Source organism: Luteolibacter sp. (genome assembly GCF_039920825.1).
Lineage (GTDB): Bacteria > Verrucomicrobiota > Verrucomicrobiia > Verrucomicrobiales > Akkermansiaceae > Luteolibacter.
Genome location: NZ_JBDSCX010000028.1, coordinates 49,096 through 69,101 on the forward strand (window position 1 = coordinate 49,096; position 20,006 = coordinate 69,101).

Consider the following 20,006-nt stretch of genomic DNA (forward strand, 5'->3'; position numbering starts at 1 on the left):
TAGAGGGCTCAAATCCGGCCAAGTGGGCCCAAAAACGGCCATCGTTCAACGGATTTGGAAATCAGGTGTCGAAACGACCCATCAAATTTTTCCGGCGACGGATTTCGGAAATGAAAACCTCCAGAGGCCTCGCCGGCGGGGCTTGGGAAAAACTCCCGCTTCCGCGAACCAATCAAAATTCCAGTTGATTAACTCCGCGACCTCGCGGTCATATATGGAAATGAAAAAGCAATCCCTGAGGTTGACCGCAGCGACGTTGTTGATCGCCTGCGCCGCATCCGTTGTCGGGTGCTATCCGGTTTATCCGCCGAACTACAACACGGCCTACAATCAGGATTCGAAGGGCTACTCGGGGCCGCAGGAGGCAGCCCCACAGCCGCAGCAAGTGCGCTATGCGGTCGATCCCGGGCTGGTCGTCGCCGGAGTGGCGGCAGCGGGGCTTCTCGGCTACGCGATTGGAAACAACCACGGGTACCACAATCATTACTACTATGGTGGCCCGGCCTATTACCGGCCTGCCCCGTATTATCGTTATGGACGTGCCTACGGCGGTTATCATCCCTGAACCCGTCCGGTGACAACCTCGGGTGAGGCCGTCTCCGCACGGGTTTGAAACGATGCGTCCGATCTAGCAGGGCGCGAGCTTCACGGCGTCATTGAGAATTTCGCGAAGTTCTTTTTGCAGAGTGGCCAAGGGTGTTCTCGGCTGGCTTTGGAATGGATGAAACCGGATGATCGGAGTGGTTTCGGAGCTGTCCTCCCACTCGAGCACCGGCATCTCCAGGCGTTGCCGCACGAGATTTTCGACTTGGTCATGGATCCTGTCCGGCAGCAGGCTGGCATTCAAGGTGACCACCGGCCGCTGATCCGCAGGCAGATTGCATTCGGCCTCGAGCACGATGTGGAAATCACCGGTTTGTTGATCCATCTCCACCAAGGAAACGGTCGCTTCACTTTGATATCCCTTCAGTGCCTTCGCCACATCAGCAGGAATTCCGACACGATCACCCACGGTCGGGCGATGTTCAAATTCCTGCGTCCAATTCGCGATCTTCGATTTGCCGTCTTTCACGACAATTTGATTCATGGATTTCGTTTTCATATGATCTTCCACGGTTGCGTGGGACGGAAACCCAACCACCGTATCCCGCGGTTTCAACGGATTTTTTGCCGTTTGCATGCAACCGGTTGCAATCGTGGCAGATCCAACTTCTACGGCCAATCGGGACGCCTAAATCCAAGGATGTTGCCGAAACTCAAAACAAGCGCCCTTCCCGTGGTTGTCCGCCGAAGCCTTCGATTTTCAGCAAGCACGACTTGGCATCCAGCCCGCCGGCGAATCCGGTCAGCTTGCCGTTAGATCCGATCACCCGGTGGCATGGAGCAATGATGGAAATCGGGTTTTTGCCATTCGCCGCGCCCACGGCACGAACGGCTTTCGGATTGTCGATTTGCCCGGCGATTTCCGCATAACTCCGGGTCTCGCCGTAAGGGATGGTGAGCAATGCATTCCAAACTTTCTTCTGAAATTCAGTGCCGGAGAAATCGAGATTCACGGAAAACTTTCTACGGCTCCCTGCAAAATATTCTCCCAACTGCCGTTCCGTTTTGAGGAGGACCCGATGGCTGGCGACTTCCATCAATGTATCTAACTGGACTCGGCCGGGGTCGTCATTTTCCCAAAGAATCGCTGCCAGCCCCTTGTCGTTTGCAACCAGTTTGAGTTCCCCTACGGGAGACTTCATTGTTTTGAAGAAGTAGGTCATATCAACTTTCTTTCCGGCACGCTCGCATGAGTGCAGCGGCCTTGCAAAAGGAAACCTCTCAACCGATCTTCCACACGATTCCGATGGGACCGAGGCCCGAGTTGGGAGCGAGCTCAATATGAAAAATTTCACTCTTCAGCTCCCGGATTTCTACAGCACTGCGGAGGTCGGATCCTTCCACGGCCGTGATCGCGAAGGGCTCGCTGAAACGGTCGCTGTGGACCAAATCCGCAAGGGAATCGTCCTTGATGGCATACCTGTTGTGATCTCGATCTCTTTGAAAGCCAGCACGGCGGATTGCCACGTCTCTTCTGATGGAGGGTCTCCCGATGAATCGGTAATGATCCGTATTGCCAGGAACCTTCTTGGGTTGAACATCGATCCCGAGGTTTTTGCAAAATTCGCCCGTCGCGATTCGGTCATGGGATCGCTTGTGAGGAAAAATCCGCATCTTCGCATTCCGCAGGCAGCGACTGTTTTCGAGGCGCTCACGTGGGCGATCATCGGCCAGCAGATCAATCTCCCCTTCGCGATCAAGCTTCGCCGGAGTTTCATCCGCGTCGCCGGCCGCCGACACTCTGACGGACTTTGGTGCTATCCGGACGCGGCTTCCGCCTCACGCATCGAGCCCGAAGAACTGCTTCCCTATCAGTTCTCACGCTCCAAGGCGGAGACTCTCGTTCGCGTTGCCCGTTTGATCGATTCCGGGGTGCTTTCGTTGGATGAATTACAAAACAAGCCACAAGCGGAAATCGAAACCGCATTGTTATCCATCAAAGGGATCGGGCCGTGGACGGTGAATTACACGCTCATGCGCGGTTTCGCTCTGGGCGATTGTTCGCTCCACGGCGATGCCGGAATCCGCAATGCCATCCACCGCCTAACAAATTCGAAAATGAAACCGACTTCCGCCGAAATCCAGTCATTCCTCGAAAACTACCGGCCGCACCGGACCATGGCGGCCGCCCACCTTTGGGCCAGCCTGTGATTTGCTCGGGAAACTTTGTCCGATGGATGGGGTTCCAATCCATTCCGCCATGCGATTTTACCTCACGATCCTTTTAGCACTCCATCTCCACGCGTCCGCCGCCGAGCAACCGAACATCATCGTCGTCCTCGCCGACGATTTCGGCTGGGGCGACATCGGCACTCAAGGCGGTGTGGTTCCGACGCCGGAGTTGGACCGGATGGCGGCCGAAGGAACCCGCTTCACCCAATTTTATGTGGCCTCGCCAATCTGTTCGGCATCCCGCGCGGCACTGGTCACCGGTCTTTTTCCGGGGCGCGTAAGGATCAATAGTTTTCTCCAAACCCGCAAAGGCAATGCCGAGTGCGGACAGGCGGATTTCCTCGATCCGAAATTCCCTTCGCTTCCCCGCGAACTCAAGGCCGCCGGTTATGCCACCGCGCACATCGGGAAATGGCACCTCGGCGGCGGTCGTGATGTCGACAACGCGCCGAAGTTTTCCGCATATGGTTATGATCTCGGTCTAGGCACTTGGGAGAGTCCGGAACCCGATCCCGACCTCACCGCGACGGACTGGATCTGGTCGCCCAAGGACAAGGTGAAACGCTGGGACCGCAGCCGCTGGATGGTCGATCGCACACTGGATTTCCTCAAGATGCATCAGGACAAGCCGGTTTTCGTCAACCTGTGGTTCGACGACACGCACACGCCTTGGGTTCCGGATGACGCGGCCGATCCGAAGGCGGAAACTCCGGGACAATTCAAAAGCGTCCTCACCGAGATGGACCGGCAAATCGGTCGGCTGTTAGCGACGTTGCGGGAAGCGAAGGGGCGGGAGACGCTAGTGCTTTTCTTTGGTGATAACGGTGCACTACCGACCTTCGCCCAGAAGCGCGTGGGTGGCATGCGCGGCAGTAAGTTGAGTCTCTATGAAGGTGGCGACCGCGTTCCCTGTATTGCCTGGCAGCCCGGTAAAATTCCAGCGGGTCGCGTGGATCAGGAAAGTGTCATCGGCTCGGTCGATTTGTTTCCGACGCTCGCGAAAATCGCCGGAGCCAGCTCTCCAACAGAAACTGACGGCGAGGACGTCGCCGCGGCTTTGGCTGGAAATTCCATCAAGCGCACCCGGCCGTTGCTTTGGGAATACGGCCGTAATCCGGATTCCTTCAAATATCCTCAAGGTAGAAACCGCAGCCCGAATCTCGCCATCCGCGACGGGAAATGGAAGTTGCTCATCCAGGACGATGGAACAAGCGCCGCGCTTTACGATCTGGAAACGGATGCCAACGAGACACACAACGTCGCAGGCGGAAACGCCGATCTCGTCAGCCGGCTTTCTTCCACCGTGCTTGCCTGGCGAAAGAGTCTGCCGTGAGTTCTAACGATCCTTGTCCAGCCAATCCAGCCTGAACTGGAGTTTGCTCCGCCGCTCCGGCGAGGGGTCCGGATAGAGAATGGGATACCACGAGCTCATCACCGCGGCCCGGGCGATGAGGCTGTGGTGGAGGGCGGTGGAATCGATGACACCGCCGGCGTGGCGGTAGGAATCGAGAATGACGTCGGCGGTCTCGTGATCTTCATCGAGGATGCGCGCATTCCAGATGATGGAGGCGAGATCCCATTCGACCGGGCCGAGGAAAGTATCCTCCCAATCGGTCCATAGCAGGCCGACGGTGGTGTTTATCAGGTTGCCGGGATGGGCGTCGCCGTGGAGCGGCTGATAGGGAAATTTACGGAGTGCTTTGAGAGATGAAACAAGCCGGTCGCGCAGGAGGTCGAGCGTGGCCGGTGGAAAAAGCGAGCGTTGTTTCAGAGTTTCCAGCAGATCGATGCTTTCGGTGAGGATGGCGAGTTCGGGCAACTGGCCGGTGAAGGGTTTCAGGATGTCGTGACACTGATAGAGCGTGCTTCCGATCAGCGCCGGATCGGCTTCGGCATCGATGGCGGTGACGTATTGCCAGAAGTTGAGCGGATAGCCGAGGTGCTCGTGTGGGCCCGGAGGAAGATCGGGATGCAAGGGGATGACGGGAGCTCGGTGCAGTGCGAGGTGTTGGGCTACGGCGTTTTCCCTCTCGAACCAAGCGGTGCCTTGTCGCGGGCCGTCGAGATCCTGGACGACCCTGGCGACGAGCGTTTCCGTCAGCCGTAGCACCAACGTGCTGCCGTTTTGTAGGATGTCACAGCGGTCCGGCGTCACGCCATGAGCGATAGCGGTTTCGGTAGCGGCGAGGATAGGTAGTTGAATGTCGGGCATCTGGGATCTCTGCTCTTGCGAAAGGTATCGATGGGATCGGTCGTTTGAAAGAGTTCCCATGAAGCATCCCCGCCATTTTTTCAACCGCTTGCTTGGAGGTCTTGCGTTGCTGCCGTGCCTGATGCATGCGGCCCCTGAAATTTGGGACACCTTCAGCGATACGTGGGTGGCCACAGATGGCTTGGGGCGTTCGCTGCCATCACAGGCGCAGGTGGGCGCGCCGCGTAAGGATAAATGTGTCGGCATTTTCTATTTCCTCTGGCTCGGGCGTCATGGCGAGGCGGGCCCGTTCGATATTTCAAAAATCCGCGCGGCGGATCCGCAGGCGATGGGCAAACCTGATAGTCCGCTTTGGGGGCCAATGCACGCGCCACACCATTGGGGCGAATCCATTTTCGGGTATTATGTTTCCGACGACGAGGCGGTGATCCGCAAACACGCTCAGATGCTGACGGATGCGGGTGTGGACATGGTGATTTTCGATGTCACCAACGGTCTCACCTATCCGGAAAGCTACCGGGCCCTGCTGCACGCCTTTGCCGAAGTCCGGCAAAATGGCGGACGCACTCCACAGATCGCATTTCTCTGTCCCTTCGGGAATCCACAAGCGGTGGTGACTGATTTGTGGAAGAACCTGTATGAGCCGGGATTGCAGCCGGACTTGTGGTTCCGCTGGAAAGGCAAGCCGCTCATCCTTGCGGATCCGGCCTACTTCCAAGGTGATGTGGAAGGAATTCCGAAACTAACATCTCCGATTCCTCTGACCGCGGGGCAGGTGCTCGGACAGTCATTCAGTGCTGCAAAACCGTTTCACTCCGTGGCCGGATGTTTTCCGACCTGGCAAACTTCCGACGCCGCGGTGACGCTTACCTTGTTCCGCGACGGACCGGCGGGTAAACGTATCGTGAGCCGCCGTTTTGAAAATGTGGGTGACAATGCCTGGCTCACTCTGGACTTCGATCCGCCGCTGGCGCCGGGAAATTATTTTCTACAAGCGTCGGATTCCAACAAGACCATCGGTTGGTGGAGCGATCCGGCGGATACGTTCGCTTCCGGCCGGGCCTTCATCGACGGGCAGCCCGCTGATGGAGACCGAACCTTGAAGATCGCTCTGACCGGCGGGCCTAACGAAAATATCCGCGATTTCTTCACGTTCCGGAAACCACAGCCGGACTATTTCCAAGGCCCGACGCAGCCTGACATGTGGAGTTGGCTGGAAATCTCGCCGCAGCATGTTTTCACCAATTCCTCCGGTGAAAACGAGATGATGTCCGTGGGCGTGGCGCAGAATGCGGTGGATCATCGGCTCGGCTCCATGAGCGAGGCGAACGCGAAGGGCAGGAGTTTTCACGATGGCGCGATGGATAAATCTCCCGACGCGGTGGCGCGCGGATTGAACTTCGCGGAACAATGGGAACGCGCGTTGAAAGTGGATCCGCAGTTCATTTTCATCACGGGTTGGAACGAATGGATTGCCGGGCGTTTCGACGATTTCGGTGGCGTTAGGGAGCCCGTGATGTTCGTGGACCAGTTCGATCAGGAGCACAGCCGCGACGTGGAGCCGATGAAGGGCGGGCATGGCGACAACTATTACTATCAGATGGTTTCGGCCATCCGCCGTTACAAGGGCGTCCGCGCGCTGCCGCCGGTGCGAAGCCAGCCGATCACGGTGGACGGCCGTTTCGATGACTGGCGCGAAGTTTCACCGGAATTCCGCGACAATATCGGCGATCCCGTGCGCCGAGATCATGCGGGTTGGGGCAAGGCTGGAAATTATTTGAACTCAACCGGCCGGAACGACATCGTGGTTGCCAAGGTGAGCGCTGACGCGGAGAACGTTTATTTCTATGTTAGGAATCACGATCCGATCACGCCTCCCACCGATCCGAATTGGATGCTGCTTTACATCGACGCGGATCAGAATCCGGCTAACGGCTGGCTGGGTTACGATTTTGTAGTTAATCGCACGAGTGCTACGGCGCAGCAGACGTTCATCGAGAAACATGCCGGCACGGGTTACCTCTGGGATTCACCGGTTCCGGTTAAGTTCCGTGTGGTGGGAAAGGAAATGGAACTGGCCATCCCGCGGACGGTGCTCGGGGTGAAATCCAGACCAGTGAACTTGGATTTCAAATGGGCCGATAACTTGCAACAGACGGGAGATTGGAGTGACTTCACAGTCAATGGTGATGCCGCTCCCAACGACCGGTTTAACTATCGGGCGCGAATCGAATTGCCTGCCGGGCGGTGATCTAACTGTGTGCGAGCTGGCGGCGAAATTCCTTCACTTTGCCTCTTTCTCGACAAACCATTTCAACGCCACATCAATGTGTGGCTTGTGAAGGACGTGGCCGCCGTCGAACAGCTCCAACCGCGTCGAAGTGATGCCGCCGGCGTGCAGGCTTTGTTCGTTTTTCGCGCAGATCTCGGGTGTGGCGAGCGTGTCGTTTTTTCCCACACTGAGAAACGTGTTCACGGTGCGGTAGCCGGCGATCGGGGCTTTAAGATAGTCGCGGCATTTGGCGCTCCAGTCCTCGTTGCACGCTCCCATGAAGGTGCCGATGACGCGGTGGTCGGTCCGGATCAACTGAGCGGCGACGTAGTAGCAGCCTTTTCCTCCGCCCGAGAAGCCGCCGGTTGCGAAGCCCCAGCGGCGGAAGTTAGGCCATTCGTTGTCGAGCTTTTCGATGGCGTTCTCGAGCGCGATGAAATTGGCGGTGATGCCGAGATCGCTGTCGGTGGTTAGGCAGATCCAGCCATTGTCGAGACAGGCCTTGGTGTATTCGCCGATGACTTTGACGTTCCCCGCCTTCGCCTCTTCCGGGTTGTTCGTGGCGGAGCAGGGGATGTAGACATGCTGCGGTTTGGCGGGATCGAAATTCGCAGGGACGACGATGGCGATGCGGAACTTCGTCTCGTCCGATCGGTATTTCGTTTTCAGCTCTTTCAAGACGGACGAGCTATAATCGAACTCGAGCATGTTGACCTTGCCGCCGGTTTCGAGCGGTTGTCCGGCGAAGGTAAGTTTTCTCGGCGGGATGACGGGTGGATGTGCCTGCCACTCCTTGATGAATTTGCGATCCTCCTCACTGAGTTTGCTGATAGGGAAAACAAATTCCTTGCCGTTCCTGCTTAGCACTGCCGACTCGCCACGGACGGCGACGAGGTCGGCATCGATGATCTGGCCGGTATCGTTTTTCCAAGCCCGTGCGGTGGCGAATGGACTGCCCAGCAGGAAGACCAACAGCAGGAATGTCAGCTTGCCGGGATTTTGATTTCGGACAGATCGCATGGCGGTGAAGGGAAATGTTCAATAAGGAGCGTCGATGCCAAACACAATTCTCAAAGTGGAATCACCGCTGCAACAAATCCCCGTGGGAATCGTATCTGGTCGGAATGATTCGTCTGCCCCATCTTGCCTTCCTCATCATGTGCTGCATCACGGCGGCTTTCGCCAGCACTCCCAACATTGTCATCATTTACATGGACGACATGGGCTATGCGGACATCGGTCCGTTCGGTGCCAAGGGCTAAGCCACACCGAACCTTGATCGCATGGCGGCGGAAGGGACGCGATTCACGAGTTTTTATTCGGCACAGGCGGTCTGCTCCGCGAGCCGTGCCGCTTTGATGACAGGCTGCTATCCGAACCGAGTGGGCATCTCCGGCGCGCTGGCTCCGCATAACCGGGTCGGTCTCTCGCCCGAGGAAACCACCATCGCCGAGATCTGCAAACAGAAGGACTACGCCACCGCGGTTTATGGCAAATGGCATCTTGGGGATGAGAAACGTTTTCTCCCGCTCAACCAGGGCTTCGACGAATATTTCGGGCTGCCATACTCAAACGACATGACGCCTGTCGGTGCGCCTCATGGCGTTCCTTTTGCGAGAAATAACTATCAGAAACTTCCGCTCATTTCCCAAAACTCGCTCGCCGTGGCTTCCGTGGACGATGCCGTGCAGGACCAGCTCACCACGCTCTACACCGAGCATGCGGTGGACTTCATCAACCGCCATCGCGAGAAACCTTTCCTGCTCTATGTGCCGCACTCGATGGTCCATGTGCCGCTGCATGTTTCCGATCGATTCCGCGAGAAAAGTGGGCACGGGCTTTTCGGCGATGTGATGATGGAGGTCGATTGGTCGGTGGGGGAAATCCTTGGCGCGATCCGGAAAAACGGGCTCGATGACAACACGCTCGTCGTTTTTTCCTCGGACAACGGACCGTGGCTCAGCTTCGGCGATCACGCCGGATCGGCCGCGCCCCTGCGTGAGGGAAAAGGCACGAGTTGGGACGGCGGCGTGCGCGTGCCCACGCTCATGCGCTGGCCGGGCCATGTTCCTGCCGGGCGTTCGTGCGACGCTGCTCTCATGACAATCGATCTGCTGCCCACCGTCGCCAAGCTGATCGGTGCGGACCTTCCTGCTAGAAAAATCGACGGACTCGACATCGGTCCGGTGATTTTCGGGAAGACCGATCAATCGCCGCACGAGGTCCTCTACTTTTACTATCAGGTCAACTCGCTCGAAGCCCTGCGCAGCGGCAAATGGAAGCTCGAGCTGCCGAGGACCTATCGAACTTTGAGCGGTCGTCCGGGCGGCACCGATGGGCGGGAGGCGAAGTATGACCAAAAGGCGATCACTTCCCCCGAACTCCATGACCTGACCGCCGATCCTGGCCAGCAGCACGACCTCGCAGCGGAAAATCCCGAAGTGCTCCAGCAGCTCTTGACCTTGGCGGACAAAGCCCGTGCCGACCTTGGAGACGACTTGACCGGCAACAAGGGAACCGGCCGCCGCGGCCCCGGCAAGGTGGAGGGGGATGCCGTTTTCCCGGACCAATTTTCCACACTCCAGGATGCCGTTCACCCGCCGGGAAATGGCGGCCCCGGACGCTGACTTTCATTTCCTCGACACCGCTTCCGGAAACTCTAGGGTGATCGCTTGTAGTCCCGTGAATCCGCCGTATCCTCCCACTTCCACGTTTCGCGAAGCGCTCCAGGCGGAGTCGCCGCTTCAGATCGCGGGGGCGATCAATGCCTATGCGGCGTTGCAGGCCCAGTCCGCCGGATTTCTGGCACTCTACCTCTCCGGCGCGGGTGTCGCCAATCACTCCTACGGCATCCCCGATACGGGACTAACGGAACTTGAGGATGTGCTCATCGACGTCCGGCGAATTTGCGGCCGGGTGAAATTGCCGCTGTTAGTGGACATCGACACCGGCTGGGACGATCCTGCGAAGGCCGTCCGTGAAGTGGCAGCCGCGGGTGCCGCCGCAGTTCATATCGAGGACCAGGTCGCTGCAAAACTTTGTGGCCACCTGCCGGGAAAATATTTGGTTCCTAAGGAGGAAATGGTCGCCAGGGTCCGGGCCGCAGTCTCCGGAAAACCCCATTCGAATTTCACCATCATGGCTCGCACCGACGCCGTGGCCGTCGAAGGTCTGGCCGCCGCCATCGACCGCGCCCGCGCGTATGTTGCCGCCGGAGCCGACATGATTTTCGCCGAAGCCCTGCGTTCGCTCGATGACATCCGCGCGTTCACCCGTGAGGTGAAAGTTCCGGTCCTGATTAATCTCACCGAGTTCGGCATGACTCCTTATTTCACGATGGAGGAAATGCGCGAGGCGGGAGTCGCCATGGTGCTCTATCCGCTGTCCGCCTCGCGGGCCGCGGCCTCCGCTTCGCTGGAGATTTATCATGCGATACGCCGCAACGGCACGCAGAGCGATGTGGTCGATCGCATGCAGACCCGGACCGAGCTTTATGAGATGTTAGGTTATCAACCTCCCAAATAGCACGCCATGTCCGATGAACCCAAGGCCAAGAAATCCGTCGCGCTCTCCGGGGTGGTGGCCGGCAATACGAGCGTCTGCACCGTCGGCCACACCGGCAGCGATCTATACTACCGCGGCTACGACATCGCCGAACTCGCCGAACTCGCCACCTTCGAGGAGGTGGCCCACCTGTTGATTCACGAACGCCTTCCGACCCGCGCCGAACTTGCCGCGTATGTCGCGAAGTTGGAAAAACTCCGCGGCCTTCCTGCGGGCTTGAAAGCCGCGCTCGAAGCCATCCCGGCTGGAACCCACCCGATGGATGTCCTGCGAACCGGCTGTTCGATGTTAGGAAATTTCGAGCCCGAGCGGTTGCCATCGGCCGGTGCGGGTCCGTCGTCTGCCGCCGGTGCCCGCGAAATCGCCGACCGGCTTCTCGCTTGCCTCCCTTCGATGCTGCTTTACTGGCATCATTACTCCACCGGAGGAAAACGCATCGACGTCGAGACCGACGACACGTCCATCGCCGGTCATTTCCTCCATCTGCTGTATCAGAGTCCGGCTTCAGGTTCCCACATCCATTCCCTCGACAGTTCGCTGATCTTGTATGCCGAGCACGAGTTCAACGCTTCCACCTTCACCGCGCGGGTGATTACCGGAACGGGCGCGGATTTTCACTCCGCCGTCGTTGGCGCGATCGGTGCCCTCCGTGGTCCCAAGCACGGCGGTGCGAACGAGGTTGCCTACGAAATCCAGCAGCGCTATCAGACACCGGACGAAGCCGAGGCCGACCTGCATGCCCGTTTGGCGAACAAGGAGATAGTCATCGGTTTCGGTCATCCCGTCTACACTGTCAGCGACCCTCGGAACGCGGCCGTCAAGGAGATCGCCCGCGAACTTTGCGTGGAGAACGGCGATCAGAATCTGTTTGAGATCGCCGAGCGAATCGAAAGCGTGATGTGGAACGAGAAACGGATGTTCCCGAATCTCGATTGGTTCAGCGCGGTGGTCTATCATGAGCTGGGTGTGCCGACCGCCATGTTCACCCCGTTGTTCGTCATCGCCCGCACCGCCGGTTGGGCCGCGCACATCATCGAGCAACGCATCGATGGCAAACTCATCCGCCCGGGGGCCAATTACACTGGCCCGGAACCCCGCCCTTTTCCACCGCTCGACCAGCGATAACTTTTTCCAGCCGTGTCCTCTCCCATCAGCAACATCCGCCCTGATCCCGATCCGTTGTTAGCGGAAATCGCCGATTACGTCCTTGATTATACGATCACCAGCGACGAGGCATTCGACACCGCCCGCTGGTGTCTCGCCGACACCCTCGCCTGCGGCATCATGGCTCTCGCTTATCCGGCATGCACCAAGCTGCTAGGGCCGGTTGTTCCCGGCACCACCATCGCCCGCGGCGCGAGAGTCCCGGGAACCGCTTACGAGCTTGATCCCGTGCAGGCCGCTTTCAACATCGGCACGATCGTTCGCTGGTTGGACTTCAACGACACTTGGCTCGCGGCGGAGTGGGGTCATCCTTCCGACAATCTTGGGGCCATCCTCGCCACTGCGGATTGGCTTTCGCGAAATGCCGGGCACTCGCCCGCCGCGTTTTCCTCTCCACTCCCGGCGCGGATGCTGACAATGCATGATGTCCTGATCGCCATGATCAAGGCTCACGAAATCCAGGGTGTGCTGGCACTTGAGAATTCCTTCAACCGCGTCGGCCTTGATCATGTGTTGCTGGTGCGCATCGCCTCCACGGCAGTGACGGTTGGGATGTTAGGCGGAAACCGCGAGCAAATCATCAATGCCATCTCACACGCTTGGATCGACGGTTCCTCGTTGCGCACTTATCGCCATGCGCCGAATACGGGATCCAGGAAATCCTGGGCCGCGGGCGATGCGACCAGCCGTGCTGTCCGCCTCGCGCTCATCGCCATGACCGGGGAAATGGGTTATTCGTCCGCTCTAACTGCGAAGACGTGGGGATTCCAGGACGTCTCGTTCAAAGGGCGCCCGGTCACACTTGCCCGACCGCTCGGCAGCTATGTGATGGAGCAGATCCTTTTCAAAATTTCCTTCCCCGCCGAGTTCCACGCCCAAACGGCGGTCGAGTGCGCGATGACGCTTCATCCGTTGGTTAAAAGCCGGCTCGACGAGATCGAACGGATCGAACTCACCACTCATGAATCCGCGATCCGGATCATCGACAAGAGCGGCCCGCTCAACAATCCGGCCGACCGCGATCATTGTCTGCAATACATGATCGCCATCGGTCTGATCTTCGGCGAACTCACAGCAGATCATTACGAGGACCACGTCGCCGCCGATCCCCGCATCGATGTCCTTCGTGAAAAAATGACGGTTAGGGAAGATCCATCCTATTCGATGGATTACCTCGATCCGGAAAAGCGCTCCATCGCAAATGCCGTGCAGATCTTTTTCCAGGATGGCTCGGCGACGGGAAAGGTTGTCGTGGAGTATCCCATTGGCCACCGGCGTCGGCGGCGTGAAGGTATTCCGGTCCTCCGGCAGAAAGCGCAAACGGCATTCGCCGCGCATTTTGGAGGAGAACATGCCGCATTTCTGTCGGAACTCTTTGCAGACCGTGGCGCTCTCGAAGCCATGCCTGTTCCCGAATTCGTCGAGGCATTTGTGAAACAGCCTGAGCCATGAAGTGTATGAAACTCTGCCTCGAGAGTCTTTCGCCGTTCATTTGCGGACGCGCTCCTACGTGCCGCTTCATGCCAGAGGCGGTGAATGTTCGCCATAACCAGTCTAGCAGATGAAAAACAGCGTGGACAAGGTTAGCAGTGTTCCGAGTTTTTCGCAAAATCGATCATGCCTTGGAAATCCACGATGACGGCGGGTTTGTCGCCCACTACCCAGGCGTCGTGGCCGGGAGGTAGGAATGAAACGTCGCCCGGATTGCATTGAACTTCAGTGCCGTCGTCCATCCGGACCACGAGCACTCCGGAGATGTGATATTGGAGATGGGCCGCCTGGCAGCTGTGCGTCTTCGCGATCGGCTGGACACAGGTGGACCATTTCCAGCCGGGTTCCAAGGTCGCACGGCCGATGGTGGCTCCTCCGATTTTGATGAGTTCGACTTTTCCATTCTGGAACTCGCGGACTTCGTCAGGGCGATCGAAGCCTTTGGCTTCAGCCAGCTGAGCCAGTTGATTGATATCTTGGGTCGCATTCATTGTTAGGTTTGGTTTGAGGTGATGGGGGGAGATGCGGAGTGGGCGCGGGAACGGGACTCATTGCCAGAGTCGGATAGCGTTCTCCATGCCTGAAAAAGCAACAGGCAACCTACACCCTTCGCACCCGTTTGGTCCATCGCAAAGGTTGCGGAAAACAGACCTCTGCCTTTCCGCTCGAGATCGATGTGCTCCCGTCACTCGACGATGACCGGTGTTCCCACGCGGACGGCGTCGTAAAAGCGTTTGGCCTGGCGCTTGGGCAGACGGATGCAGCCGCTGGACGCCGGGTAGCCGGGGATTTTTCCGGCATGCAGTCCGCAAGCTCCGCTGAAGCGCAGGAAATAAGGCATCGGCACTCCTTCGAATTTCGTGCCGGACGGGCGTCCGCCTTTTCGGACGTCTACGTTTTGCTTCACCACCCTGCCATTTTGGACGTAGTTCCCGTAGAGCGAGGAGCGGTGGTCGGAATCCTTCTCGACGACCGAAAAGTGTCCGGTGGGTGTGTTCTTGCCCTCGCGGCCGGAGGAAATGGCGGACTCCGCCACCAGCTCGCGCTCATGATAAAGATAAGCTTTTTGCTCGCGGAGGCTGACGACGATCCGGCGGTGGCGGGTATCGCCCCGGTCGGTAAGGGCACCGAGCTCGGGAATCATCGTGCAACTGCCCGTGAGCAACGGGATGGCGATCCACGCCCGTCGGGCGATATGGGAAAGGAAAAGGTTCATGGCGGTGTTGGCGACCTCCTGTGCCAAGGCGTGCCCCCATTCGTCAACCCCGCAGTCGCTCTGGTCTGATCGAATTCGTAATCGCTACATACCGCACCATCTGCGGCGGCACGCGTTTTTTAGAAATGATAACCCACTTTCAGCACCAGCCAGGTGATGCCGTCGTTTGGTTTTTTGAAACCGCCGTTCGAGTAATGTTGGACCTTTGCGCCGAGCTCCCACCGGTTGTCGAAGACGTAGCCAATGCCAAAATGGTCGGCGAATTCGAAGTGGGTCGAAAGTTGGTCGCCGTTGTTGTCATACAGGTCGAAGAAAAAACTCGCGCCGACGCCGGCCTCGCAATACCAGCCTTTCTTGTCCATCCGTTCGTAACGAAAGACCGGGGTCAGATTGAGCACTGCGATATTCTGGTGCTTGTCCGGCTGGTCCTGATAGGCGTCACCACGCAACAAGGCGAGGTTGGCATCCCAGTAGCCTGAGAGATGGGTGTTCGTTTGTTCAAACCAGCTACAGTTCCAGTCCGACTGAACGCTGACGCGTGCCATTTCGACTTTTTCGGCGATGCCGGATTCGAAGGCCATCGAGTCAATCAGGGTGGTGACTGCGAAACAACGCGGCTCAATCAGAAGCGCGGCGAGGACAACCAGGGGTTTTGAAATCATCTTTGGGGTGAACATGGGTTTTGTATGGGTTCGGGGGAATCCCTCGTTCACCTGTATAGCACATCTATCCGCCGTGCCAAGGATTCCGTTGAAAATCAACAGTCTCCATTAAACTTCCGTATCCTGCAGCGGGGCCGATGAACCCTGTTCTTTCGGCCGTGTCGTCACCTCGCGGAACCGTTGCTCGTAATCGGCATGGTTCGTTTTCATCAGGCGGTCCCAAACGTTGAAATAAAGTCCGTAGTTCCCGCGCAATTTTTCATGATGCATCGCGTGGTTGGTCGTGGTGTTGAGAATCTTGCCGAGCGGTGAATCGATGAGCCAGCGGGGATGGATTTCGAAACCGGTGTGGCCGACGATGTTGTGGGCGATCTGCCAGATCATGAAGATGCCGAAGGCGGCGGGATGGATCGGCATGACGAATACGACCAGCGGAAAAATGGCGCCTTGGACCACGGCCTCGGCGGGATCGAACGCATAGGCCGCCCACGGGCTTGGGTTGTGGGAGAGATGATGGATCCGGTGGAAATAGCGGAACAGCTTGCGATGGTGCATCAGCCGGTGGGTCCAATAGAACCATGTGTCATGCAGCATGATCGCGCAGACGATGCTGCACCAGAACCACCACGACGGATATTTTTCACGTTGGGTATAAATTCGGGTCCACCCCTGTTTGGCAGCCAGGATCGTGAGGGCTCCCACCGCTGCGAAAACCACCACCGAGACGGCGGAGTAGAAAATTTCCCGCCGGATTTCCGAGCCCGGTGGAAGTTTCTGCACCACCTTCCGATGCCGCCACCGCCGGTAGAAAATCACGTAGGCCAGCAGCCATGCGACACCGGCGAGAAGGCCGTATCGCATGGCGATCGAAATCGAGGTGTTCGCCACCGATTTGATGAAATGGAGGATTGGTTCTAGCAAGTCAGCCATCATCGACGAAGGGGTGGGAGATTATTCGGTCTGTTTTTGTAAGCCGCTGGAATCCATTACGCTTCTCGGAGGGAGAGGTTTTCGTTGAATTCTGAAGCTTTGGGCGGATGTGTCGCTCCCGAAACCATTTTCATCGCTCGTGGCCCGTAAGTCCATCACGAGAACGTTAATTTCCGAGGATTGATCCCATTCGTGATGATGGTCGATCTTCGCGATTGTTCCCGCCGTGCGTCCGGTTACGGTGCCGCCGCGTGATGACGATAACGGAAATCCTTTCCCTGCTGGGTGCGGCAACGGCTGCGGGTGCGATCAATGCGGTGGCGGGAGGTGGAACGATTCTCACATTTCCAACCCTGCTGGCGATCGGAACGCCGGCCGTGGTGGCGAATGCGACAAGCACCCTTGCCTTGGTAATCGGGACGGGAGGCTCGGTCTATGGCTTCCGGCGATACATCGCGGAGATCCGTGTGTGGCTGTGGCGCTTCGTGCCGGTGAGTTTGTTAGGGGGGCTGATCGGTAGTTGGCTGCTTACGCGCTCGAGCAACGAAACCTTCTCGCGTCTGGTGCCGTTCCTGATTCTTTTCGCCACCCTGCTGTTCATGGCCCAGGGACTCGTTTCGCGTCTGTTGAAACGTTCCTCCACCGCACCCAAGCGCGAGCCCTTGATCTGGCCGGCGGTGTTTTTCCAATTCTTAGTTTCGATTTACGGCGGTTACTTCGGCGCGGGGATCGGCATCCTGATGTTGGCGACTCTGGGGTTCATCGGTTTGAAGGACATCCATCAGATGAACGCGCTGAAGAACATCCTCGGCTCGCTGATCAACGTCGTGGCGGCCATTATGTTCATCGCGGGTGGGCTGATCGACTGGCCGAAAGCGGGTGTGATGACCGTGGGGGCCGTGATCGGCTATTTCCTCGGGTCCCACTATTCGCAAAAAATTCCCCAACTCTGGGTGAGGCGGATCGTGCTCGGCGTTGGATTCGGGATTTCGGCGATCACGTTCTATCGGCGCTTTCATTCCTGAGAATTCGTTAGAAGTTCGTCAATGAGCGGTTTCCGGAAACGCCTTCGCCTCCCACGTCCATGATGCGGGGACGTCCACTTGGAGATGGTGGAAAACGGTGGCGGGGATACAGGTTTGTCCGATGATTTCCTTGGAAACGACGCCTTTTGCCACGTCGCCGCCGGAGACGATGAGCGGGATGGTGCGTTCTTCGGGGGATTGGCCGCCGTGTTTGGTGCCGCTGCCGCCGTGATCGGTGGCGACGATGAGCAGCCAGTTTTCTGAGGCAAACGACTGGCGCTGGCGGACGGCGGTTAGGACTTCGCCGATGCGCGCGTCGGTCAGGTGGATGGCGTCCATGTATTCCGGCACATCCGGACTGAACCCGTGTTGATGCCCCGCGGTATCGACCTGGCCTTGATAACAGAACACGATGTCGGGATCGCCGTTAGAAATGGTTTGGATGGTTTCGGCAATGAGCGGTTTTTCCTGCTCAACGGGATTCTCATGCGGCCAGGTGTGGCGGACGATGGCGGTCCTGCCGTCTTCGGGTGACGGGCCGATGAGGTTTTCGTGAATCGGCGGCCAACTGACGAGGGAGACGAATCGGGCGGCGGGATGGCTCTGGTGGAGGTGATCGAACAGATTCGGATAGCGGGAGAAATTCTCGCCGTGGAAGCTGTTGTCGGTGACGCCATGTTTGTTCGCCCAGACGCCCGTGAAGATGCTGCTCCAGCCTGGTCCGCTGACGGTGTTCTGTTGGGTAGGTTGATCCAACTCGCCGCCGGCAAAAGCGGTCCAAGTCACCGTGCCAGTGTGAATGAGTCCGGCGATGTTCGGTGCCGAGCCTTTTTCAACGGCGATCTTCAAGGCGTCCGAGCGGCAGCCATCGATCCCAAAAAGCAGGACGTGGCGGTTGCCAAACTCTCCCGCCACAGCGTCAAAAGCCGGGGCCGCCCAACACCAGATGGCAAGCAGTCCTTGAAATGCGGTGGGAAAGAGAGATCTGCCGTTCATGGGCAAATTCATACGGCCCACATGGATTCAGGTTTTCCGTAAAATAGTTCTTCTCTGCGGAACAAATCCGCTAGCGTGGCCGATATGCGTCATCCCGCCGCCTTGCTTTTCGTTCTCAGCCTGTTCGCGTCCACCAGTCATGCCTCTCCGGAGGTGGAACTGTTCAACGGCCACGACTTTGCGGGCTGGGAGTTCGTCACCGTGCCTGCCTTGGACATCAAGGAAGTCTGCACTTTCAAGCCCGGCGGCGTGATCGCGGTCGCGGGTAAACCCGTGGGTTTTATCGCCACCACCGTGAGTCATACCAATTACATGTTGCACGCCGAGTGGCGCTGGCGGGACAAGCCGGGCAACGGCGGCTTGCTCGTGCACATCAGCTCGGGGCCGAAAGACCGGGCCTGGCCGCTGAGTTTCCAGATCCAGACGAAAAACGGCAACACCGGAGACCTGCTCCCGATGGCCGGGGCCACCTTTGCTGAGCCACTCACCAGTGCCCCGAATGCCGCGCCCGCGCTCAAGGGGCACATCGCACTTGATAGCGAAAAGTCTCCTGGGGAATGGAACACCTGCGACATCACCTGCCGGGGCGACACGATCGAAATCATGATCAACGGAGTGCGGCAAAACGCCGTGACCCGTGTAAACCCTGCTTCAGGGCGAGTAGGCTTCCAGCTTGAGGGCGTGCCCTTCGAGCTGCGCCATGTGCGACTCACTCCGCTTGATTGAGCGACTTTTCCAAGCGTCCACCGATCACTTGGTTTCCCGGAAATCCTTGACCCCGGTGAGTTGGGGAACGGCGTTCTCACCATCGGCATAAACAAGCATCACCATGCGCGAGCGCGGGTCGTGAACCCACTGGGTTTGGGTCAGCGGATGGGGAGTAGGATCGTCGGGAGCGAGGTAGGACAGGTTCACATCGAACGACTCGTTCTCCTTCGCCGGTTCCTCGACGACGGCCTGTGCGTTTCCGCCGAGGTCCAGTTTTTTGGTCCCGAGATCCCCGATGATTTTGCTGGAGGTGAGGTTATACCAAAGAATTTGACCCTTTTTGAACTTCTGTTTTCCGGAGTCGAGGATCTGGATTTTGACCGGCGCGACCGTGTTGGCGGGATCGGACGTGACGACCAGATAGAAGTCCCCGAACGAGGCTGGCAGTTTCGCGGTTGGCGCGCCGGAGGGGATTTCACCTGGCTTCGCCACCAGAGCCGGCGTCAGATAGAGATCCGCATCGCCGGCAGGAATTTCCTGGGTTTCCGATAAGTTCATTCCGGAAAGCTGGACCTCGCGGGATTTGGCTCCGTCGAAGAGGAAAAGCTTTTCCGGCGCATCTGCGGGAGGGTTGAGAAACAGGATGCGGCAAACGCGCTTCGGTGCTTTTTCCTTGGCGGCGGCCTGTAAAGGACAGGCCAATAGAGGACAGAACAGGAAGGTCAATAATAGCAGTCGCTTCATGGGTTTTCGGACGGGTTGATTGGACTGGGCAACGGCCGCGGGCAATTTGGAGATCTTCCGCGGAAAGCCAGTAATTCGAGAGCACCACAACTCGATGACCACGGCGAGCATTATTCAATTGCGCGCCGGGATGGGGCGTTGCCTGTCTCAGGCTGGTGAAAACGTTTGATGAGCCAACATCCGGCCCTTCGCCATGCCGCACCCGGGCAAGCGTTTAAAAAATCAAGCAATTGCGTGATCGGCAAGC

21 protein-coding genes and 1 pseudogene are annotated in these 20,006 nt (G+C 58.1%); 12 read left to right on the forward strand and 10 right to left on the reverse strand.

Annotated features, from left to right (window positions below; genetic code table 11):
• Window positions 1-220 precede the first annotated feature (220 nt).
• Window positions 221-565, forward strand: coding sequence for a hypothetical protein (locus tag ABIQ96_RS07170; protein ID WP_348213885.1), 345 nt, complete (start codon window positions 221-223; stop codon window positions 563-565).
• Window positions 566-628: 63 nt separating this feature from the next.
• On the opposite strand, the gene ABIQ96_RS07175 is transcribed toward ABIQ96_RS07170, so the two are convergent.
• Together ABIQ96_RS07175 and ABIQ96_RS07180 are read right to left on the reverse strand one after the other, a co-directional pair.
• Window positions 629-1,087: a hypothetical protein gene (locus tag ABIQ96_RS07175; RefSeq protein ID WP_348213886.1), complete on the reverse strand. Its 459-nt coding sequence runs from the start codon at window positions 1,085-1,087 to the stop codon at window positions 629-631.
• 169 nt (window positions 1,088-1,256) lie between these two features.
• Complete coding sequence (locus ABIQ96_RS07180) at window positions 1,257-1,766, reverse strand: methylated-DNA--[protein]-cysteine S-methyltransferase (protein ID WP_348213887.1); 510 nt, start codon at window positions 1,764-1,766, stop codon at window positions 1,257-1,259.
• Between the two features lie 118 nt (window positions 1,767-1,884).
• Between ABIQ96_RS07180 and ABIQ96_RS07185 the strand changes: the two genes are divergently transcribed.
• Together ABIQ96_RS07185 and ABIQ96_RS07190 are read left to right on the forward strand one after the other, a co-directional pair.
• Window positions 1,885-2,754, forward strand: coding sequence for a DNA-3-methyladenine glycosylase 2 (locus ABIQ96_RS07185; protein WP_348213888.1), 870 nt, complete (start codon window positions 1,885-1,887; stop codon window positions 2,752-2,754).
• 49 nt (window positions 2,755-2,803) lie between these two features.
• A complete protein-coding gene (locus tag ABIQ96_RS07190; RefSeq protein WP_348213889.1) occupies window positions 2,804-4,108 on the forward strand; it encodes a sulfatase-like hydrolase/transferase in 1,305 nt (434 codons plus the stop codon).
• 3 nt (window positions 4,109-4,111) lie between these two features.
• On the opposite strand, the gene ABIQ96_RS07195 is transcribed toward ABIQ96_RS07190, so the two are convergent.
• Complete coding sequence (locus tag ABIQ96_RS07195; RefSeq protein WP_348213890.1) at window positions 4,112-4,987, reverse strand: phosphotransferase; 876 nt, start codon at window positions 4,985-4,987, stop codon at window positions 4,112-4,114.
• 58 nt (window positions 4,988-5,045) lie between these two features.
• Between ABIQ96_RS07195 and ABIQ96_RS07200 the strand changes: the two genes are divergently transcribed.
• A complete protein-coding gene (locus ABIQ96_RS07200) occupies window positions 5,046-7,238 on the forward strand; it encodes a hypothetical protein (protein WP_348213891.1) in 2,193 nt (730 codons plus the stop codon).
• A gap of 33 nt (window positions 7,239-7,271) precedes the next feature.
• Here the strand turns inward: ABIQ96_RS07200 and ABIQ96_RS07205 are convergent, their stop codons facing one another.
• Window positions 7,272-8,279 carry a hypothetical protein gene (locus ABIQ96_RS07205; RefSeq protein ID WP_348213892.1) on the reverse strand — a complete coding sequence of 336 codons (1,008 nt, stop codon included), beginning with the start codon at window positions 8,277-8,279 and terminating at the stop codon, window positions 7,272-7,274.
• Window positions 8,280-8,383: 104 nt separating this feature from the next.
• On the opposite strand from ABIQ96_RS07205, the gene ABIQ96_RS07210 reads away from it, so the two are divergent.
• The 5 genes and pseudogenes from ABIQ96_RS07210 (at window position 8,384) to ABIQ96_RS07230 (ending at window position 13,439) form a co-directional block, all read left to right on the forward strand.
• Window positions 8,384-8,521 carry a hypothetical protein gene (locus tag ABIQ96_RS07210; RefSeq protein ID WP_348213893.1) on the forward strand — a complete coding sequence of 46 codons (138 nt, stop codon included), beginning with the start codon at window positions 8,384-8,386 and terminating at the stop codon, window positions 8,519-8,521.
• Between the two features lie 15 nt (window positions 8,522-8,536).
• A pseudogene (locus ABIQ96_RS07215) lies at window positions 8,537-9,886 on the forward strand (sulfatase); the annotation flags it as partial.
• A 55-nt stretch (window positions 9,887-9,941) separates the two neighbouring features.
• Window positions 9,942-10,784, forward strand: a complete 843-nt coding sequence (prpB, locus tag ABIQ96_RS07220; protein WP_348213894.1) for a methylisocitrate lyase — start codon at window positions 9,942-9,944, stop codon at window positions 10,782-10,784.
• A 6-nt stretch (window positions 10,785-10,790) separates the two neighbouring features.
• Entirely contained in the window at window positions 10,791-11,948 is a 1,158-nt protein-coding gene (prpC, locus tag ABIQ96_RS07225; protein WP_348213895.1) for a 2-methylcitrate synthase, read from the forward strand.
• A gap of 12 nt (window positions 11,949-11,960) precedes the next feature.
• On the forward strand, window positions 11,961-13,439 hold the full coding sequence (locus ABIQ96_RS07230) for a bifunctional 2-methylcitrate dehydratase/aconitate hydratase (protein ID WP_348213896.1): 1,479 nt from the start codon (window positions 11,961-11,963) through the stop codon (window positions 13,437-13,439).
• A gap of 131 nt (window positions 13,440-13,570) precedes the next feature.
• On the opposite strand, the gene ABIQ96_RS07235 is transcribed toward ABIQ96_RS07230, so the two are convergent.
• The 4 genes from ABIQ96_RS07235 to ABIQ96_RS07250 form a co-directional block, all read right to left on the reverse strand.
• Window positions 13,571-13,969 carry a cupin domain-containing protein gene (locus ABIQ96_RS07235; RefSeq protein WP_348213897.1) on the reverse strand — a complete coding sequence of 133 codons (399 nt, stop codon included), beginning with the start codon at window positions 13,967-13,969 and terminating at the stop codon, window positions 13,571-13,573.
• 194 nt (window positions 13,970-14,163) lie between these two features.
• Entirely contained in the window at window positions 14,164-14,694 is a 531-nt protein-coding gene (locus ABIQ96_RS07240) for a L,D-transpeptidase family protein (protein WP_348213898.1), read from the reverse strand.
• Between the two features lie 119 nt (window positions 14,695-14,813).
• Window positions 14,814-15,371, reverse strand: a complete 558-nt coding sequence (locus ABIQ96_RS07245) for an acyloxyacyl hydrolase (RefSeq protein WP_348213899.1) — start codon at window positions 15,369-15,371, stop codon at window positions 14,814-14,816.
• A gap of 93 nt (window positions 15,372-15,464) precedes the next feature.
• Window positions 15,465-16,217 (reverse strand): sterol desaturase family protein, encoded by a 753-nt coding sequence (locus tag ABIQ96_RS07250; RefSeq protein ID WP_348213900.1) that lies wholly within the window; start codon window positions 16,215-16,217, stop codon window positions 15,465-15,467.
• Between ABIQ96_RS07250 and ABIQ96_RS07255 the strand changes: the two genes are divergently transcribed.
• Entirely contained in the window at window positions 16,216-16,374 is a 159-nt protein-coding gene (locus tag ABIQ96_RS07255; RefSeq protein WP_348213901.1) for a hypothetical protein, read from the forward strand. The genes ABIQ96_RS07250 and ABIQ96_RS07255 overlap by 2 nt on opposite strands.
• A 166-nt stretch (window positions 16,375-16,540) precedes the next feature.
• On the forward strand, window positions 16,541-17,311 hold the full coding sequence (locus ABIQ96_RS07260) for a sulfite exporter TauE/SafE family protein (protein WP_348213902.1): 771 nt from the start codon (window positions 16,541-16,543) through the stop codon (window positions 17,309-17,311).
• 18 nt (window positions 17,312-17,329) lie between these two features.
• On the opposite strand, the gene ABIQ96_RS07265 is transcribed toward ABIQ96_RS07260, so the two are convergent.
• Complete coding sequence (locus ABIQ96_RS07265; protein ID WP_348213903.1) at window positions 17,330-18,307, reverse strand: alkaline phosphatase family protein; 978 nt, start codon at window positions 18,305-18,307, stop codon at window positions 17,330-17,332.
• Between the two features lie 84 nt (window positions 18,308-18,391).
• Here ABIQ96_RS07265 and ABIQ96_RS07270 point away from each other — a divergent pair, with 84 nt between their 5' ends.
• Window positions 18,392-19,033 (forward strand): DUF1080 domain-containing protein, encoded by a 642-nt coding sequence (locus tag ABIQ96_RS07270; protein WP_348213941.1) that lies wholly within the window; start codon window positions 18,392-18,394, stop codon window positions 19,031-19,033.
• A 24-nt stretch (window positions 19,034-19,057) separates the two neighbouring features.
• Here ABIQ96_RS07270 and ABIQ96_RS07275 read toward each other — a convergent pair whose 3' ends face one another.
• Window positions 19,058-19,759, reverse strand: a complete 702-nt coding sequence (locus ABIQ96_RS07275) for a hypothetical protein (protein ID WP_348213904.1) — start codon at window positions 19,757-19,759, stop codon at window positions 19,058-19,060.
• Window positions 19,760-20,006: the final 247 nt, after the last annotated feature.

Coding starts and splice junctions, on each gene's coding strand:
- ABIQ96_RS07275 (WP_348213904.1), bottom strand. CDS start 19,759: ATGAAGCGACTGCTATTATTGACCTTCCTGTTCTGTCCTCTATTGGCC.
- ABIQ96_RS07190 (WP_348213889.1), top strand. CDS start 2,804: ATGCGATTTTACCTCACGATCCTTTTAGCACTCCATCTCCACGCGTCC.
- ABIQ96_RS07265 (WP_348213903.1), bottom strand. CDS start 18,307: ATGAACGGCAGATCTCTCTTTCCCACCGCATTTCAAGGACTGCTTGCC.
- ABIQ96_RS07175 (WP_348213886.1), bottom strand. CDS start 1,087: ATGAATCAAATTGTCGTGAAAGACGGCAAATCGAAGATCGCGAATTGG.
- ABIQ96_RS07250 (WP_348213900.1), bottom strand. CDS start 16,217: ATGCGATACGGCCTTCTCGCCGGTGTCGCATGGCTGCTGGCCTACGTG.
- ABIQ96_RS07200 (WP_348213891.1), top strand. CDS start 5,046: ATGAAGCATCCCCGCCATTTTTTCAACCGCTTGCTTGGAGGTCTTGCG.
- ABIQ96_RS07195 (WP_348213890.1), bottom strand. CDS start 4,987: ATGCCCGACATTCAACTACCTATCCTCGCCGCTACCGAAACCGCTATC.
- prpC (WP_348213895.1), top strand. CDS start 10,791: ATGTCCGATGAACCCAAGGCCAAGAAATCCGTCGCGCTCTCCGGGGTG.
- ABIQ96_RS07185 (WP_348213888.1), top strand. CDS start 1,885: ATGAAAAATTTCACTCTTCAGCTCCCGGATTTCTACAGCACTGCGGAG.
- ABIQ96_RS07245 (WP_348213899.1), bottom strand. CDS start 15,371: ATGTTCACCCCAAAGATGATTTCAAAACCCCTGGTTGTCCTCGCCGCG.
- ABIQ96_RS07240 (WP_348213898.1), bottom strand. CDS start 14,694: ATGAACCTTTTCCTTTCCCATATCGCCCGACGGGCGTGGATCGCCATC.
- ABIQ96_RS07270 (WP_348213941.1), top strand. CDS start 18,392: ATGCGTCATCCCGCCGCCTTGCTTTTCGTTCTCAGCCTGTTCGCGTCC.
- ABIQ96_RS07210 (WP_348213893.1), top strand. CDS start 8,384: ATGATTCGTCTGCCCCATCTTGCCTTCCTCATCATGTGCTGCATCACG.
- ABIQ96_RS07180 (WP_348213887.1), bottom strand. CDS start 1,766: ATGACCTACTTCTTCAAAACAATGAAGTCTCCCGTAGGGGAACTCAAA.
- ABIQ96_RS07205 (WP_348213892.1), bottom strand. CDS start 8,279: ATGCGATCTGTCCGAAATCAAAATCCCGGCAAGCTGACATTCCTGCTG.
- ABIQ96_RS07170 (WP_348213885.1), top strand. CDS start 221: ATGAAAAAGCAATCCCTGAGGTTGACCGCAGCGACGTTGTTGATCGCC.
- ABIQ96_RS07255 (WP_348213901.1), top strand. CDS start 16,216: ATGGCGATCGAAATCGAGGTGTTCGCCACCGATTTGATGAAATGGAGG.
- ABIQ96_RS07235 (WP_348213897.1), bottom strand. CDS start 13,969: ATGAATGCGACCCAAGATATCAATCAACTGGCTCAGCTGGCTGAAGCC.
- ABIQ96_RS07260 (WP_348213902.1), top strand. CDS start 16,541: ATGACGATAACGGAAATCCTTTCCCTGCTGGGTGCGGCAACGGCTGCG.